General features: G+C 58.9%; 16 protein-coding genes and 1 tRNA gene. 12 read left to right on the top strand and 5 right to left on the bottom strand.

Features of this window, described 5'->3' with window-relative positions; genetic code table 11:
- Positions 1-142 precede the first annotated feature (142 nt).
- Positions 143-451 carry a DUF3077 domain-containing protein gene (locus tag CPH89_RS04875; protein ID WP_053257893.1) on the top strand — a complete coding sequence of 103 codons (309 nt, stop codon included), beginning with the start codon at positions 143-145 and terminating at the stop codon, positions 449-451.
- 137 nt (positions 452-588) lie between these two features.
- Here CPH89_RS04875 and CPH89_RS04870 read toward each other — a convergent pair whose 3' ends face one another.
- Positions 589-960: a PH domain-containing protein gene (locus CPH89_RS04870; RefSeq protein WP_053257892.1), complete on the bottom strand. Its 372-nt coding sequence runs from the start codon at positions 958-960 to the stop codon at positions 589-591.
- Between the two features lie 133 nt (positions 961-1,093).
- Here CPH89_RS04870 and CPH89_RS04865 point away from each other — a divergent pair, with 133 nt between their 5' ends.
- A complete protein-coding gene (locus CPH89_RS04865) occupies positions 1,094-1,729 on the top strand; it encodes a LysE family translocator (protein ID WP_053257891.1) in 636 nt (211 codons plus the stop codon).
- 6 nt (positions 1,730-1,735) lie between these two features.
- Here the strand turns inward: CPH89_RS04865 and CPH89_RS04860 are convergent, their stop codons facing one another.
- Positions 1,736-2,428: an NBR1-Ig-like domain-containing protein gene (locus tag CPH89_RS04860; RefSeq protein WP_053257890.1), complete on the bottom strand. Its 693-nt coding sequence runs from the start codon at positions 2,426-2,428 to the stop codon at positions 1,736-1,738.
- 231 nt (positions 2,429-2,659) lie between these two features.
- On the opposite strand from CPH89_RS04860, the gene CPH89_RS04855 reads away from it, so the two are divergent.
- Together CPH89_RS04855 and CPH89_RS04850 are read left to right on the top strand one after the other, a co-directional pair.
- Positions 2,660-3,466, top strand: a complete 807-nt coding sequence (locus CPH89_RS04855; protein WP_053257889.1) for an isopenicillin N synthase family oxygenase — start codon at positions 2,660-2,662, stop codon at positions 3,464-3,466.
- Positions 3,467-3,490: 24 nt separating this feature from the next.
- Complete coding sequence (locus CPH89_RS04850; protein ID WP_053257888.1) at positions 3,491-4,150, top strand: LysE/ArgO family amino acid transporter; 660 nt, start codon at positions 3,491-3,493, stop codon at positions 4,148-4,150.
- Here the strand turns inward: CPH89_RS04850 and CPH89_RS04845 are convergent.
- Positions 4,100-4,429 carry a hypothetical protein gene (locus CPH89_RS04845; protein ID WP_053257887.1) on the bottom strand — a complete coding sequence of 110 codons (330 nt, stop codon included), beginning with the start codon at positions 4,427-4,429 and terminating at the stop codon, positions 4,100-4,102. The genes CPH89_RS04850 and CPH89_RS04845 overlap by 51 nt on opposite strands.
- Positions 4,430-4,523: 94 nt before the next feature.
- Positions 4,524-4,608, bottom strand: a tRNA-Leu gene (locus tag CPH89_RS04840).
- A gap of 108 nt (positions 4,609-4,716) precedes the next feature.
- Between CPH89_RS04840 and queA the strand changes: the two genes are divergently transcribed.
- The 6 genes from queA (at position 4,717) to CPH89_RS04810 (ending at position 10,808) form a co-directional block, all read left to right on the top strand.
- Positions 4,717-5,781 (top strand): tRNA preQ1(34) S-adenosylmethionine ribosyltransferase-isomerase QueA, encoded by a 1,065-nt coding sequence (gene queA / locus CPH89_RS04835; RefSeq protein ID WP_053257886.1) that lies wholly within the window; start codon positions 4,717-4,719, stop codon positions 5,779-5,781.
- A 5-nt stretch (positions 5,782-5,786) separates the two neighbouring features.
- Complete coding sequence (gene tgt / locus CPH89_RS04830; RefSeq protein WP_003175976.1) at positions 5,787-6,902, top strand: tRNA guanosine(34) transglycosylase Tgt; 1,116 nt, start codon at positions 5,787-5,789, stop codon at positions 6,900-6,902.
- Between the two features lie 43 nt (positions 6,903-6,945).
- Complete coding sequence (gene yajC / locus CPH89_RS04825) at positions 6,946-7,284, top strand: preprotein translocase subunit YajC (protein ID WP_003175975.1); 339 nt, start codon at positions 6,946-6,948, stop codon at positions 7,282-7,284.
- Between the two features lie 62 nt (positions 7,285-7,346).
- A complete protein-coding gene (secD, locus tag CPH89_RS04820; protein WP_053257885.1) occupies positions 7,347-9,218 on the top strand; it encodes a protein translocase subunit SecD in 1,872 nt (623 codons plus the stop codon).
- A 9-nt stretch (positions 9,219-9,227) separates the two neighbouring features.
- Complete coding sequence (gene secF, locus CPH89_RS04815) at positions 9,228-10,142, top strand: protein translocase subunit SecF (RefSeq protein ID WP_053257884.1); 915 nt, start codon at positions 9,228-9,230, stop codon at positions 10,140-10,142.
- A 123-nt stretch (positions 10,143-10,265) separates the two neighbouring features.
- Positions 10,266-10,808: a glycine zipper 2TM domain-containing protein gene (locus CPH89_RS04810; RefSeq protein ID WP_053257883.1), complete on the top strand. Its 543-nt coding sequence runs from the start codon at positions 10,266-10,268 to the stop codon at positions 10,806-10,808.
- 204 nt (positions 10,809-11,012) lie between these two features.
- On the opposite strand, the gene suhB is transcribed toward CPH89_RS04810, so the two are convergent.
- Positions 11,013-11,828, bottom strand: coding sequence for a type III secretion system regulator SuhB (gene suhB / locus CPH89_RS04805; RefSeq protein ID WP_003175971.1), 816 nt, complete (start codon positions 11,826-11,828; stop codon positions 11,013-11,015).
- A gap of 145 nt (positions 11,829-11,973) precedes the next feature.
- Here suhB and trmJ point away from each other — a divergent pair, with 145 nt between their 5' ends.
- Together trmJ and cysE are read left to right on the top strand one after the other, a co-directional pair.
- Positions 11,974-12,744 carry a tRNA (cytosine(32)/uridine(32)-2'-O)-methyltransferase TrmJ gene (gene trmJ, locus CPH89_RS04800; protein WP_003210307.1) on the top strand — a complete coding sequence of 257 codons (771 nt, stop codon included), beginning with the start codon at positions 11,974-11,976 and terminating at the stop codon, positions 12,742-12,744.
- Between the two features lie 2 nt (positions 12,745-12,746).
- Complete coding sequence (gene cysE, locus CPH89_RS04795; RefSeq protein WP_053257882.1) at positions 12,747-13,532, top strand: serine O-acetyltransferase; 786 nt, start codon at positions 12,747-12,749, stop codon at positions 13,530-13,532.
- The last annotated feature ends 96 nt before the right edge of the window (positions 13,533-13,628 follow it).

Genomic DNA, 13,628 nt, shown 5'->3' with positions numbered 1-13,628 from the left:
TGCGCACAGCTGCCACCCATTCGCCTGGAAACGAATGCGGCAGCTCTCTTCGAAGAATGGGAGCTATACCAATGAGCGTTTCTGAACGGTTTTATCCTCGCAATACTGCAGTCCACACCTCTACGCTGTTCGGAGGTGCCCAATGATCAACCCACCCCTCAACAAAACCCTCGGCGTCATCACCTTCTCCACCTGCGGCAAACAGCCCAATCTCCACCGTCTATTCCGCGTCAATGCCGGCGTGCCCATTCGTGATGCCCTGGAGCATGCCTCCGAGTTGCTGCACTGTTCCAAAATGCTCGCATTGGATGCCGCCATGGACAAGAGCGCGGACCGTTACGCTTGGGCGGCGCATTATTTGGAGGAGATGGCGAAGGCGGTGGTGGATGATTTGGCGAATGGGATGTTGCCGAATGGGGGGGTGGAGGAGAAGGAGGCTGTTTCGGTGTAAACGGGTGGTTTGATGGTGTGGCGGCGGGCGCCTTCGCGAGCAAGCCCGCTCCCGCATTTGGATCTGTGTACATTCGTTGAATCAGTGTCTGCAGCAGAGAAGACCTTGGGACGCCAAGGTCTTTTTTTGCCTGCTGATCAGCTCAGCAGGTGCTTGGAAATGATCCGCGAGATTTCCACAATCGAAGTCTTCCCCGTGAATTCAAACTTCACTTTCCCCAGCGACGAAAAGTAAATCTCCAACTCCGAATCCAGGTCAAACGTGCCGGAGGTTTCCACCGAGTACGCAACGATATTTTTGTACGGCAGCGAGGTGAAGTCCTTCTTGCTGCCAGTAATTCCCTGCACGTTCACCGCGATGATGCGCTTGGTGGTGAAGACCACGCCGTCGCGCATGGCTTTGTAGGCGTCGATCACTTCTTCGCCATCGAGCAGCAGGGCGGAGACGCGTTCGGCGTATTCGTTGTTTTGTTTGAGTTTGAAGAAGCCTTTGTTGTTGAAGTCGATCATGGGCCTGTCCTGGGTATGTAGTGCGGCAAATGCCTGTGCGGGTGTATGACGTTTTGCTCGCGGATCTGTATCTAACGGCCTGCTATTCAACGCCCTACCATGGCGCCCAACCTCATAATTTTGGAGCGGCACCATGCCCGAACTGTCCAGCTGGCTTGCTTATGGCCTGATCTCACTCGGCATGGTGCTCACCCCCGGGCCGAATATGATTTACCTCATTTCCCGCTCGATTTGCCAGGGGCGCACGGCCGGGTTGATTTCGCTGGGCGGTGTGGCGTTGGGGTTTGTGGTTTACATGCTCTGCGCGGCATTAGGGATTACCGCGCTGGTGATGGCGGTGCCATTTGCCTACGACGCGCTGCGGCTCGGCGGGGCATTGTACCTGGTGTACCTGGCCTGGCAGGCGGTCAAGCCGGGTGGCCGTTCGCCGTTTCACGTGCGGGATTTACCCCAGGACAGCCCGCGCAAGCTGTTCATGATGGGCTTTGTGACCAACCTGCTGAACCCTAAAGTCGCGGTGATGTATTTGTCGTTGCTGCCGCAGTTTATCGACCCGAATGGCCATGGCAGTGTGCTGACGCAGTCCCTGGTGCTGGGCTTTACGCAGATTGCCATCAGCGTGAGCGTTAACTCGGTGATTGCCATCATGGCGGGCTCCATCGCGGTGTTCTTTGTCACCCGCCCGGGTTGGCAGGTGGTGCAGCGCTGGGTGATGGGCTCGGTGTTGATGGGGTTGGCGGTGCGCATGGCGGTTGAAGGGCGGCGGTGAGGCCATTCAGCGTGCCATGACGTTGACGATGACATGCAGGATGAAGGCGGGGCCGTAGCAGGGCTGACCGTGTTCATCCTCGATCCGCCAGATGGACGTGACCGTGCAGGTTTCCTTGGGCGCGGCGAACTCTACAGTGATGTGCACCGGTTGGCCGGGCAGTGTTTCTGCAATAGCGATCTCGTTGTTCAGGCTGCGCAGGTGGGTGTCCATCACCACTTCCAGTGGCGCGCCCGTGGCGGTGCGTTGGGCGATAACGTATTCGCCATCTACCCGTACCAGCCTGCGGCCACGCCAGGGGCGGGTGCCAAGGTTCTGGATTTCCCAGGTCTTCTGAAACGTCTCACCGGGTAACACGACGGTTTGGTCCGGCGTGGTGACGTCTGCGTTGAAGACGGCAACGTCACCAGGGTCTTGCAGGCCGATAGCGCGGTTAGTGGCAGCCATTGAGTGAGCGCCCACCGGAGCGCCTGCCAAATCGGCGAAGTAGCGGAACAGTAGCAGTGGTGAAACTTGAAGTGCCTTGGCCAACTTTATCAGTGTGCGCACCGAGGGATCTTGAGAGGCGCCACCGGCCAACCCGTAAAGGTAGGTTCTGGATATGCCGGCTTCCTTGGCCAGGGTGGTCATGGATTTACCCAGTTCCCGGCTGCGTCTTACGACTAGCGCTCGAAGAGTGTCGCGCGTCTTGATGCTCATAGTTGATTGCTCATCCCCAGTCCTTGGTGAAAGTCGTCACGTTGTTAGCTAAAAAGGACAACCTGCCCGCCGCAACGTGTAGCGGGCCATGCACACTCGCATCCTGCTGGCGACGTTGTGAAGGACATGGATAGTCCGCGTTTTGATTGGCTATATCCAGTGTCGCGGTGTCTCGCATGCTTGCGACCCCATTTTTGTTGCATTCATTTACAACTATCTCTGGATATCTCTATGAAACAGATAAAAGCGTGCTGTGAATCCATTGCTCGATCAGGCTTTGGGACCCTGCAGATCTCAGATGCGATGCAGCAGGACTACAAAAAGATCATTGATGGGTACGCGGCAATTTCCCAAACCACCAAACAATCATTTTCCTTCGCCGAAGACACTGACGGTTTTTTCCCTTTTGGCGCCGAGTATTCGAGCATCGAAGACCACCCGGACCTGTGTGAGCGTTTCTGTTACTGGCCTGCGCATGCGCCTAAGCGAACGGATCTGGAGTTCACCCGAAGCCCGTTCTTCACTGCTGTGGGTAGTTTTGAGCGCCAGATCAGCGAGCTCGCCCAAGCGTTAATGGACGGGATTTGTGCAGAGTTTGGCGTTGCCCCATTAGCGCCCTTGCGATTGGCGTCTTACATCCAACTCTGTGTCTACGGTGCTCAGGCCACAAACGGCGTGCGCCAATTTGCTCAGGACCCTCATGAAGATGGGCACATGCTGTCGTTTATCAAGCCTACCCGCGAAGGGCTGGTGTTGGTGAAGGGCGCTTCATTAGAGCCGGTCCGGCTACTGGAGGGCGAGATTGCAGTGCTGGCAGGTTCGTTGCTCACTGAGCTTTCCGACCAGTCCATTCCTGCTGCCTATCATGCTGTATTGGCGCCGAAGCAGCCAGTCGCCAGAAGCTCGTTGATTTACTTTGCAAATCCGAGCCCGGAACAGCGGCCGACAAGCTTTTTCCGCCGCAAACCCATTGACCTGAACAGTGCTGTCAACGCTCGTCATACCGGTTTCGGCAATCAGCCTATTCAACTTCTTTAATCGCCTCGCGGACTCGAACAATCCATGTTTCCACATTTCAACGCCCTGTACCTTGAAGGCTTGCTCCTGGGCATCGGACTGTTCGCCGCCCCCGGCCCAAAAGACACCTTGGTCATCCGCCAAGGTGTCGGACGTGGTCCCATCTGGTGGGTGGTCGCTATTTGTGTGCTGGCCGATATTCTCCTGATCGCTATCGGCGTGACGGGGTTAGGGGCTGTGCTGAAAAGTTGGCCGGCGGTGATGGCGATACTGCTCGTAACCGGCGCGGCCTATCTGCTGTGGTTCGGTGGTCAGCGCTTGTTGGCCTGCATCCGCAACCTGTCCATGCCGGACACTCAAGGGGGTAACTCGCAAAGGGGGCTAGTACGTACGGCGATAGTGCTTGGCTTCGCCAACCCCTACGCCTGGCTTGATACGGTGGTGCTGATCGGCTCTATCGGTGCGGCCAAGCCCGCTGGCCAGCAAGCACTGTTCGCGACAGGCGCCATGACGGCATCGTTGGTGTGGTTTGTGCTGTTGGCGCTGGGGTGTCAGCGTTTGACATGGCTGTTTCGCGCGCCCGTGGTCTGGCGCTGCTTGGACGCTGGCGTTGCGGTGCTGATGGTTTACCTGGCGGGTATGTTGCTCATTGACTCACTGGATATCTTTCAGATAGTCCTTGAGGGTCATCAGCGGAGCGTTTAGCTCATCAAGGTGGCTGGCCTGTTGCACTTCGGCGGACAGCTTGTGCAGTTCACGCCCGAGTACGGTGTTGGCACCGCCTAACGTACCCAGTGCCTGGGCAATGCACTCATCAAGCTTGCGTTGAATCGTGGCCAAATCCCCCTGACGCACCAACAACCCGAACACTTCCCGCTCATACCCGTCCATGATCAAATCATCGCGCAGAATCGGGCTCGCGCCTTCGGTCTCATGCACCAGCTTGAGAGCAAAAAGCGCAACAGCTTCCAGCGTCAATTCCATGGTCCCGGCTCCTTAGCGTCTGTGTTCGCCCGTGCATACGCACTTTTCGACAGGCGAAAAAAAAGACCTTGAATTTCAAGGTCTTTCTTTAAGATGGTGCCCCGAGGGAGACTCGAACTCCCACTCCTTTCGAAAACGGATTTTGAATCCGCCGCGTCTACCAATTCCGCCATCAGGGCTCAATGGCGGCGAAGTATAGAGATGAGATTACCGTTGGTCAATCACGTTTCATGGTCTATTTTCACTATTTCCGCTAGACTTCCCGGCCCTGCTAGACGAACCCCATCATGCGCGTTGCTGACTTTACTTTTGAGCTCCCTGATTCGCTGATCGCTCGCCACCCTTTGGCCGAGCGTCGCGCCAGTCGACTGCTGACCCTGGACGGGGTGAGCGGTGCCCTCGCACACCGTCAATTCACTGATTTGCTTGAGCATTTGCGCCCAGGCGATTTGATGGTGTTTAACAATACCCGGGTGATTCCGGCACGGCTGTTTGGCCAGAAAGCGTCCGGCGGCAAGCTGGAAATTCTGGTCGAACGGGTGCTGGACAGCCATCGCGTGCTGGCCCATGTGCGCTCCAGCAAGTCGCCGAAACCGGGGTCGAGCATCCTGATCGATGGCGGTGGCGAGGCCGAGATGGTCGCGCGCCATGACGCGTTGTTCGAACTCAAGTTCGCCGAAGAAGTGTTGCCGCTGCTGGAGCGCGTCGGCCATATGCCGTTGCCTCCTTATATAGACCGCCCCGACGAAGACGCGGATCGCGAGCGCTATCAGACGGTGTACTCCCAGCGTCTGGGTGCGGTGGCCGCGCCAACGGCCGGGCTGCATTTTGACCAGCCGTTGCTGGATGCGATTGCCGCCAAGGGCGTCGAGAGCGCTTATGTGACCCTGCACGTGGGGGCCGGTACGTTTCAGCCGGTGCGTGTGGATAACATCGAAGACCACCATATGCACAGCGAGTGGCTGGAAGTCAGCCAGGACGTCGTGGATGCCGTGGCGGCGTGCAAGGCGCGCGGCGGTCGCGTTGTGGCGGTGGGCACCACCAGCGTGCGTTCGCTGGAGAGTGCGGCGCGTGATGGCGTGCTCAAGCCGTTCAGTGGCGACACCGATATCTTTATTTTCCCGGGCCGGCCGTTCCATGTGGTCGATTGCCTGGTGACCAACTTCCATTTGCCGGAATCCACGCTGTTGATGCTGGTGTCGGCATTTGCCGGTTACCCGGAAACCATGGCCGCGTATCAAGCCGCCATCGCCAACGAGTACCGTTTTTTCAGCTACGGTGATGCGATGTTTATCACCCGTAACCCGGCGCCGACTGCTCCTAAAGAAGCGGGCCCTGAGGAACCACTATGAGTCGTATGTCATTTGAATTATTGGCTACTGACGGCAAGGCTCGTCGGGGTCGCCTGACCTTTCCGCGCGGCACCGTCGAAACCCCGGCTTTCATGCCTGTGGGCACCTACGGCACCGTCAAGGGCATGCTGCCGCGTGACATCGTCGCCACCGGCGCCGAAATCATCCTCGGCAACACGTTCCACCTGTGGCTGCGCCCGGGCACGGAAGTGATCAAGAAGCATGGCGACCTGCATGACTTCATGAAGTGGCAAGGCCCGATCCTCACCGACTCCGGTGGTTTCCAGGTGTTCAGCCTGGGCGCCATGCGCAAGATCAAGGAGGAGGGCGTGACCTTCGCCTCACCGGTCGACGGCTCCAAGGTGTTCATGGGCCCGGAAGAGTCGATGCAGGTGCAGCGCGACCTGGGCTCCGACATCGTGATGATTTTTGACGAGTGCACGCCGTACCCGGCGGATGAAGACGTGGCGCGCATTTCCATGGAGCTGTCGCTGCGTTGGGCTCAGCGTTCGAAGAATGCCCACGGCGATAATACTGCGGCGCTGTTCGGTATCGTCCAGGGCGGCATGCACGAAAGCCTGCGCAAGCGCTCGCTGGAAGGCTTGGACAAGATCGGCTTCGACGGCCTGGCCATCGGCGGTCTGTCGGTGGGCGAGCCCAAGCACGAGATGATCAAGGTGCTGGATTACCTGCCGGGCCTGATGCCGGCTGACAAACCTCGTTACCTTATGGGCGTTGGCAAACCGGAAGATCTCGTAGAGGGTGTGCGCCGCGGTGTGGACATGTTCGATTGCGTGATGCCAACCCGTAATGCCCGCAATGGGCATCTGTTCATCGATACAGGCGTGCTGAAGATCCGTAACGCGTTCCATCGCCATGATGATTCGCCGCTGGATCCCACCTGTGACTGCTACACCTGCCAGAACTTCTCGCGTGCTTATCTGCACCATCTGGACAAGTGCGGGGAAATGCTGGGTAGCATGTTGAATACCATCCACAATTTGCGTCACTACCAAGTCCTGATGGCTGGTTTGCGCGAGGCTATTCAACAGGGTACATTGGCCGCCTTCGTCGATGCCTTCTATGCCAAGCGCGGGCTCCCTGTGCCGCCCTTGGACTGAGTTTTCCGACCCTAAGATTCACTATTTGCAACTGGAGTGCTAAATGAGCTTTTTTATCTCTAATGCCATGGCTGACGCCGCTGCGCCTGCCGCTGCCGGCCCAATGGGCGGTGGTTTCGAGTGGATTTTCCTGGTCGGCTTCCTGGTCATCTTCTACCTGATGATCTGGCGTCCACAGGCCAAGCGCGCCAAAGAGCAGAAAAACCTGCTGGGCAGCCTGCAGAAAGGCGACGAAGTTGTGACCACTGGCGGCATCGCCGGCAAGATCACCAAGGTTTCCGATGCTTTCGTGGTTCTGGAAGTCTCCGACACCGTAGAAATGAAGTTCCAGAAGGGCGCCATCGCCGCCACGCTGCCTAAAGGCACGCTCAAAGCGATCTGAGTAACAACCTTTACCAATCGACGGGGCGCGCAAGGCGCCCCGCGTTATAAGCGGGCGGCGTGATGCTGAACAAATACCCTCTGTGGAAATACGTACTGATCCTGGCGGTGCTGGCGATCGGTTTTATTTATTCCGCTCCCAATCTTTATCCTGATGACCCTGCGATCCAGATCACGGGCGCCAGCACTTCGCTGCAGGTCAATCAGGCAGACCTGGAGCGCGCGAGCAAAGCGCTCACCGATGCGGGCATCCAGGTTAAAGCGGCAACATTGGCGGCTGATGCGAAGGGCGGCTTGTTGCGCCTGACCAAAGCAGAAGACCAACTGCCGGCCAAAGACGTTGTGCGCAAGGCCATGGGTGACGACTACGTTGTCGCGTTGAACCTGGCCCAGACCACGCCAAAATGGTTGCGCAGCATTGGCGCGCACCCGATGAAGCTGGGTCTGGACTTGTCCGGTGGTGTGCACTTCCTGCTGGAAGTCGACATGGACAAAGCCCTCGACGCACGCCTGAAAGTCTACGAAGGCGATGTGAAGAGCCTGCTGCGCAAAGAGAAACTGCGTTATCGCAGCCTGCCGCAGCTCAACGGTGCCATCCAGCTGGGCTTCTCTGACGAAGCTTCCCGCGAACAGGCCCGTGCGCTGATCCGCAAGAACTTCAATGATTTCGACATCGTACCGGCCGACCTGAATGGTCAACCTGTACTGCGTCTGGCGATGACCCCGGCCAAGCTGGCGGAAATCCGCGAATACTCCATCAAGCAGAACTTGACCACGGTACGTAACCGCGTCAACGAGCTGGGTGTGGCCGAGCCGATCGTTCAGCGTCAGGGCGCCAACCGCATCGTGGTTGAATTGCCGGGCGTACAGGACACCGCTGAAGCCAAGCGTATCCTGGGTAAAACGGCCAACCTGGAATTCCGTCTGGCCGCTGAGCCGGGTGCTTCCCGCGCGACTGCCGAAGAGTTCGAGTTCCGTGAAGGTAACCGTCCTCCCGCGTTGATCGAGCGTGGCTTGATCATCACCGGTGACCAGGTGACTGACGCCAAAGCGGGTTTTGACTCGCAGCACGGCACGCCTGAAGTGAATATCCGTCTGGATGGCCATGGCGGCGAGCTGATGAGCCGCGCCACGCGCAGCAACGTCGGTCGCAGCATGGCGGTGATCTTCATCGAGCAGCGCCCAGTCACCACCTACACCAAGCAAATGGTCAACGGCGTCGAGAAAGACGTGCCGGTGCAGACCTTCAAAGAAGAGAAGAAGATCATCAGCCTGGCGACCATCCAGTCGCCGCTGGGTGCTCAATTCCGCATCACTGGCCTGAACGGCCAGGGCGAATCGTCCGAACTGGCGCTGCTGTTGCGTGCCGGTGGCCTGGCGGCGCCGATGTACTTCGCTGAAGAACGCACCATTGGCCCGAGCCTGGGTGCCGACAACATCACCAAGGGTGTCGACGCAGCCTTGTGGGGCATGCTGTTTGTGTCGCTGTTCATCATCGCCATCTACCGCTTCTTCGGCGTCATCGCCACCGTAGCCCTGGCGGGCAACATGGTGATGCTGCTGGCCCTGATGTCGCTGCTGGGCGCTACGCTGACCCTGCCAGGCATCGCCGGTATCGTGCTCACCATGGGCATGGCGGTGGACGCCAACGTACTGATCTTCTCGCGGATTCGTGAAGAAATCGCGGCGGGCATGAGCGTACAACGTGCAATCAACGAAGGCTTCGGCCGGGCATTTACCGCGATTCTCGACTCCAACCTGACCACATTGCTGGTCGGCGGGATTCTCTTTGCCATGGGCACCGGCCCGGTCAAAGGTTTTGCGGTGACCATGTCCCTCGGTATCTTTACCTCGATGTTCACGGCCATCATGGTGACCCGCGCAATGGTCAACCTGATCTTTGGCGGACGTGACTTCAAGAAGTTGTGGATTTAAGGGGCTGCCATGTTACGTACAATCAACTTCATGGGCGTTCGCAACGTTGCGTTCGGCTTCACCATGGTCCTCACCGTTCTGGCGTTGTTCAGCTGGTTCCATAAGGGGCTGAACTACGGTCTGGATTTCACCGGCGGTACGCTCATCGAGCTGACCTACGAGAAGCCGGCCGACGTGACCCTGGTGCGCAACGAGCTGGTCAAGGCCGGCTATCACGAAGCCATCGTGCAGAGCTTTGGTGCGACCACCGACCTGCTGGTGCGTATGCCCGGCGAAGATCCGCAACTGGGTCATCAGGTCGCCGAGGCCTTGCAGAAGGTCGGCGGCGACAACCCGGCGTCGGTCAAGCGCGTTGAGTTCGTGGGCCCGCAGGTCGGTGAAGAGCTGCGCGACCAGGGCGGCCTCGGCATGCTGATGGCGCTGGCCGGCATCATGATCTACCTGGCTTTCCGCTTTCAGTGGAAGTTCGGCGTCGGCGCCATTGTGTCGCTGATCCACGACGTGATCGTGACCGTGGGTATCCTGGCCTACTTCCAGATTACCTTCGACCTGACGGTATTGGCGGCGGTGCTGGCGATCATCGGTTACTCCCTCAATGACACCATCGTGGTATTCGACCGGGTTCGTGAGAACTTCCGCGTACTGCGCAAGGCGTCGTTGATCGAGAACATCAACGTTTCCACCACTCAGACCCTGCTGCGGACCATGGCGACGTCGATCTCCACCTTGCTGGCGATTGCTGCACTGATGATCTTCGGTGGTGACAACTTGTGGGGCTTCTCGCTGGCGCTGTTCATTGGCGTTCTGGCGGGCACCTACTCGTCGATCTACATCGCCAACGTGGTGCTGATCTGGCTGAACCTCAACAGCGAGGATTTGATCCCGCCTGCCACTACCGGCAAGGAGGTCGACGACCGCCCTTGATGGGCGCTTGTTGACACGCTGTTACAAAGAAGGCGCGAGTATTGAACTCGCGCCTTTTTTTTTGCTCCAAGGCTGGGTATAGCGCGGACGTTTCGGTCCGCTTGTGATGGTCAGGAGGTTCACGTGAACAAGTCGTTGCTGGTTGGTGCGGTATTGGGTGCTGTCGGTGTGACTGCCGGGGGTGCTGTTGCCACCTACAGCCTGGTAAAAAGCGGCCCTGAGTATGCGCAAGTGCTGGCGGTGCAGCCGGTGAAAACCCAGATTAAAACCCCGCGCGAAGTCTGTAAGGACGTCGCCGTGACCCGGCAGAAGCCTGTGCAGGATCAACATCAAATCGTCGGTACCGTGGTGGGTGCGCTGGCAGGTGGCCTATTGGGCAACCAAGTCGGTGGCGGTAATGGCAAGAAGCTGGCGACGGTAGCCGGTGCGGTGGGTGGTGGTTACGCGGGTAACAAGGTTCAGGAAGGTATGCAGAACCGCGATACCTACACCACTACGCAAACTCGCTGTAACACCGTCAACGACATCAGCGACAAGGTTGTCGGCTATGACGTGCGGTACACCCTGGATGGCAAGGAAGGTTCGGTGCGCATGGACCGTGATCCGGGTGGCCAGATTCCAGTCGATAAAGAAGGTCGCCTGATTCTGGGTCAAAACCAGCAGTAATTCCAAGCTGGGTGCGGTTCAACATGTGGGAGCGGGCTTGCTCGCGAAGGCATAGTGTCAATCAGCAGATGTATTGACTGGCCCACCGCTTTCGCGAGCAAGCCCGCTTCCACATCAGGTATCGGTTTAGCTGGAATTGCCGTATCGACCAACACCCAGGCATAAAAAAAGCACCCCTTGGGGTGCTTTTTTGTGCTCGCTCGCTTAGCGCTTCAGCGAAGCCGGCAGGTGCGGCTGGATCGCCGTCAGTACTGCCTTGAAGCATTTGGTGTTGCCGGCAACGACGTGGCCTTTCTCAAGGAAGTCGTGACCACCGGTGAAGTCACTCACCAGGCCGCCAGCTTCCTGGATCAGCAGGGCGCCTGCTGCCATGTCCCATTCGGACAGGCCCGACTCCCAGAACGCATCAAAACGACCGGCGGCAACGTAAGCCAGGTCCAGGCTGGCAGCGCCGGCGCGACGGATGCCGGCGGTCTGGCCAACCAGGGCGCGGAACATGCCCAGGTAGTTTTCCAGGTTGTCCATCTGGTCGTCACGGAACGGGAAGCCAGTGCCGAGCAGGGCGCCGTCCAGGCTGGTACGACCGCTTACACGCAGGCGACGACCGTTCAACTGGGCGCCACGGCCACGGCTGGCGGTGAATTCTTCCTGGCGAACCGGGTCGAGCACGACAGCGTGTTCCAGGCGGCCACGGTATTTGCAGGCAATGCTCACCGCAAAGTGTGGGATGCCGCGCAGGAAGTTGGTGGTGCCATCCAGTGGGTCGATGATCCACAGGTAGTCTTCGCCTTCGCCGCTGCCTTTGTGCAAGCCGGTTTCTTCGCCGAGGATGCCGTGGGTAGGGTAGGCCTTGCGCAGCGCGTCGATGATTTTCTGTTCGGCGGCGCGATCCACCTCGGATACATAATCCTTGGCGTCTTTTTCGTCGACCTTGATGGTATCCAGGCGCTCGATGGAGCGGAAGATCAATTCACTGGCGCTGCGGGCGGCGCGCAGCGCGATATTCAGCATGGGCTGCATGGATGTGTCACCTAAGGTTGTTAAAGAAAGCCGGGCATTCTAGCAGAAACTTTCTTCAGGTGAAGGACGACGTTACCTTTCATGGCATAACCTTAGGCTGTTCTGTAAGATTTGCTCCCCTTTCCCGTGTCCGAGAGCGCCTCCCTTGCTGCAAAACATTCGTGTCGTCTTGGTCAATACCAGTCATCCCGGCAACATCGGCGGGGTGGCGCGAGCCATGAAAAACATGGGGCTGACGCGCCTGGTGCTGGTCGAACCGCGCGTGTTCCCGCACCACGAGGCCGATGCCCGTGCGTCCGGCGCCAATGACATTCTGGAAAAAGCCCAGGTTGTCGCCACCCTGGAAGACGCGCTGGTCGGCTGCAACCTGGTGCTCGGCACCAGCGCGCGGGACCGTCGTATCCCTTGGCCGCTGCTGGATCCGCGTGAATGTGGCACCAAAGTGGTGGAAGAGGCCGCCGGCGGCGCAGAAATCGCTTTGGTGTTCGGTCGTGAAGATTCCGGCCTGACCAATGAAGAGCTGCAGCGATGTCATTACCACGTGCACATTCCATCCGACCCTGAGTTCAGCTCGCTGAACCTCGGGGCAGCGGTGCAGGTGTTGAGTTATGAAGTGCGCATGGCCTGGCTGGCCGCTGAAGGTCAGCCGAGCAAGGTAGAGAAGGATGAAGTCGCCTCGACCAAAAGTGGCGAGTTGGCCACGATGGACGAGCTGGAGCGGTTTTATGAGCACCTGGAGCAAACCCTGGTGGCCATCGAGTTCCTCGATCCTGAAAAGCCACGGCACTTGATGGCGCGCCTGCGTCGCCTGTACGGGCGCAGCTCGGTCAGCCGAGCGGAAATGAATATATTGCGTGGCATCCTCACGGAAACCCAGAAAGCGGCCCGTGGCGAGCTTCTTAAGCGGAAGGATTAAAAATGTTCGAGCGTTTGCGAGAAGATATCCAGAGTGTTTTCCACCGTGACCCGGCGGCGCGCAACGCCTTTGAAGTGCTCACCTGCTACCCGGGCATGCACGCGATCTGGATTCACCGCCTGTCCGGCGCCCTGTGGGGTATGGGCTGGAAATGGCTGGCGCGGCTGGTGTCGAACTTCGGTCGCTGGCTGACCGGAATCGAGATTCACCCGGGGGCGAAAGTCGGGCGTCGCTTCTTTATCGACCATGGCATGGGCATCGTGATTGGCGAGACCGCCGAAATCGGTGACGACGTCACCCTTTATCAAGGGGTGACCCTGGGCGGCACTACCTGGAACAAAGGCAAGCGCCACCCGACACTGGGTGACGGTGTGGTGGTGGGGGCGGGCGCCAAGGTGCTTGGCCCGTTTACCGTAGGGGCGGGCGCCAAAGTCGGCTCCAATGCCGTGGTCACCAAGGCCGTGCCGCCTGGCGCAACCGTGGTGGGTATTCCCGGGCGCATCATCGTCAAACCCGAAGTCGGCGACGAACAGGAAGCCAAGCGTAAGGCCATGGCGCAGAAGATCGGTTTCGATGCCTATGGCGTCAGCGAGGACATGCCTGACCCGGTGGCGCGCGCCATTGGCCAGTTGCTTGACCACTTGCAGGCGGTCGACGGCAAACTGGACGGTATGTGCGGCGCGCTGAAGGAGCTGGGCAGCAGCTACTGCGCCAAGGACCTGCCTGAGCTGCGTGAGGAAGACTTCGCCGAGATCAAGAACGAAGCGGCCACCACCAAGGCTGGCTGAGCGCTCGCAATCACCCAAGCCCCTTGTGGGAGCGGGCGTGCTCGCGAAAGCGGTGTGTCAGTCGCTGAATATACTGGCTGACCCAGCGCCTTCGCG

This window comes from Pseudomonas fluorescens, assembly GCF_900215245.1.
In the GTDB taxonomy this organism is placed as follows: Bacteria; Pseudomonadota; Gammaproteobacteria; order Pseudomonadales; family Pseudomonadaceae; genus Aquipseudomonas; species Aquipseudomonas fluorescens.
The sequence above is the reverse complement of the archived record's forward strand: the minus strand, read 5'-3'. Positions and strand labels throughout refer to the sequence as shown.

Excerpts from the sequence above, each read along its gene's own strand:
- CPH89_RS04875 (WP_053257893.1), top strand. The coding sequence starts at position 143 with ATGATCAACCCACCCCTCAACAAAACCCTCGGCGTCATCACCTTCTCC.
- CPH89_RS04870 (WP_053257892.1), bottom strand. The coding sequence starts at position 960 with ATGATCGACTTCAACAACAAAGGCTTCTTCAAACTCAAACAAAACAAC.
- CPH89_RS04865 (WP_053257891.1), top strand. The coding sequence starts at position 1,094 with ATGCCCGAACTGTCCAGCTGGCTTGCTTATGGCCTGATCTCACTCGGC.
- CPH89_RS04860 (WP_053257890.1), bottom strand. The coding sequence starts at position 2,428 with ATGAGCATCAAGACGCGCGACACTCTTCGAGCGCTAGTCGTAAGACGC.
- CPH89_RS04855 (WP_053257889.1), top strand. The coding sequence starts at position 2,660 with ATGAAACAGATAAAAGCGTGCTGTGAATCCATTGCTCGATCAGGCTTT.
- CPH89_RS04850 (WP_053257888.1), top strand. The coding sequence starts at position 3,491 with ATGTTTCCACATTTCAACGCCCTGTACCTTGAAGGCTTGCTCCTGGGC.
- CPH89_RS04845 (WP_053257887.1), bottom strand. The coding sequence starts at position 4,429 with ATGGAATTGACGCTGGAAGCTGTTGCGCTTTTTGCTCTCAAGCTGGTG.
- queA (WP_053257886.1), top strand. The coding sequence starts at position 4,717 with ATGCGCGTTGCTGACTTTACTTTTGAGCTCCCTGATTCGCTGATCGCT.
- tgt (WP_003175976.1), top strand. The coding sequence starts at position 5,787 with ATGTCATTTGAATTATTGGCTACTGACGGCAAGGCTCGTCGGGGTCGC.
- yajC (WP_003175975.1), top strand. The coding sequence starts at position 6,946 with ATGAGCTTTTTTATCTCTAATGCCATGGCTGACGCCGCTGCGCCTGCC.
- secD (WP_053257885.1), top strand. The coding sequence starts at position 7,347 with ATGCTGAACAAATACCCTCTGTGGAAATACGTACTGATCCTGGCGGTG.
- secF (WP_053257884.1), top strand. The coding sequence starts at position 9,228 with ATGTTACGTACAATCAACTTCATGGGCGTTCGCAACGTTGCGTTCGGC.
- suhB (WP_003175971.1), bottom strand. The coding sequence starts at position 11,828 with ATGCAGCCCATGCTGAATATCGCGCTGCGCGCCGCCCGCAGCGCCAGT.
- cysE (WP_053257882.1), top strand. The coding sequence starts at position 12,747 with ATGTTCGAGCGTTTGCGAGAAGATATCCAGAGTGTTTTCCACCGTGAC.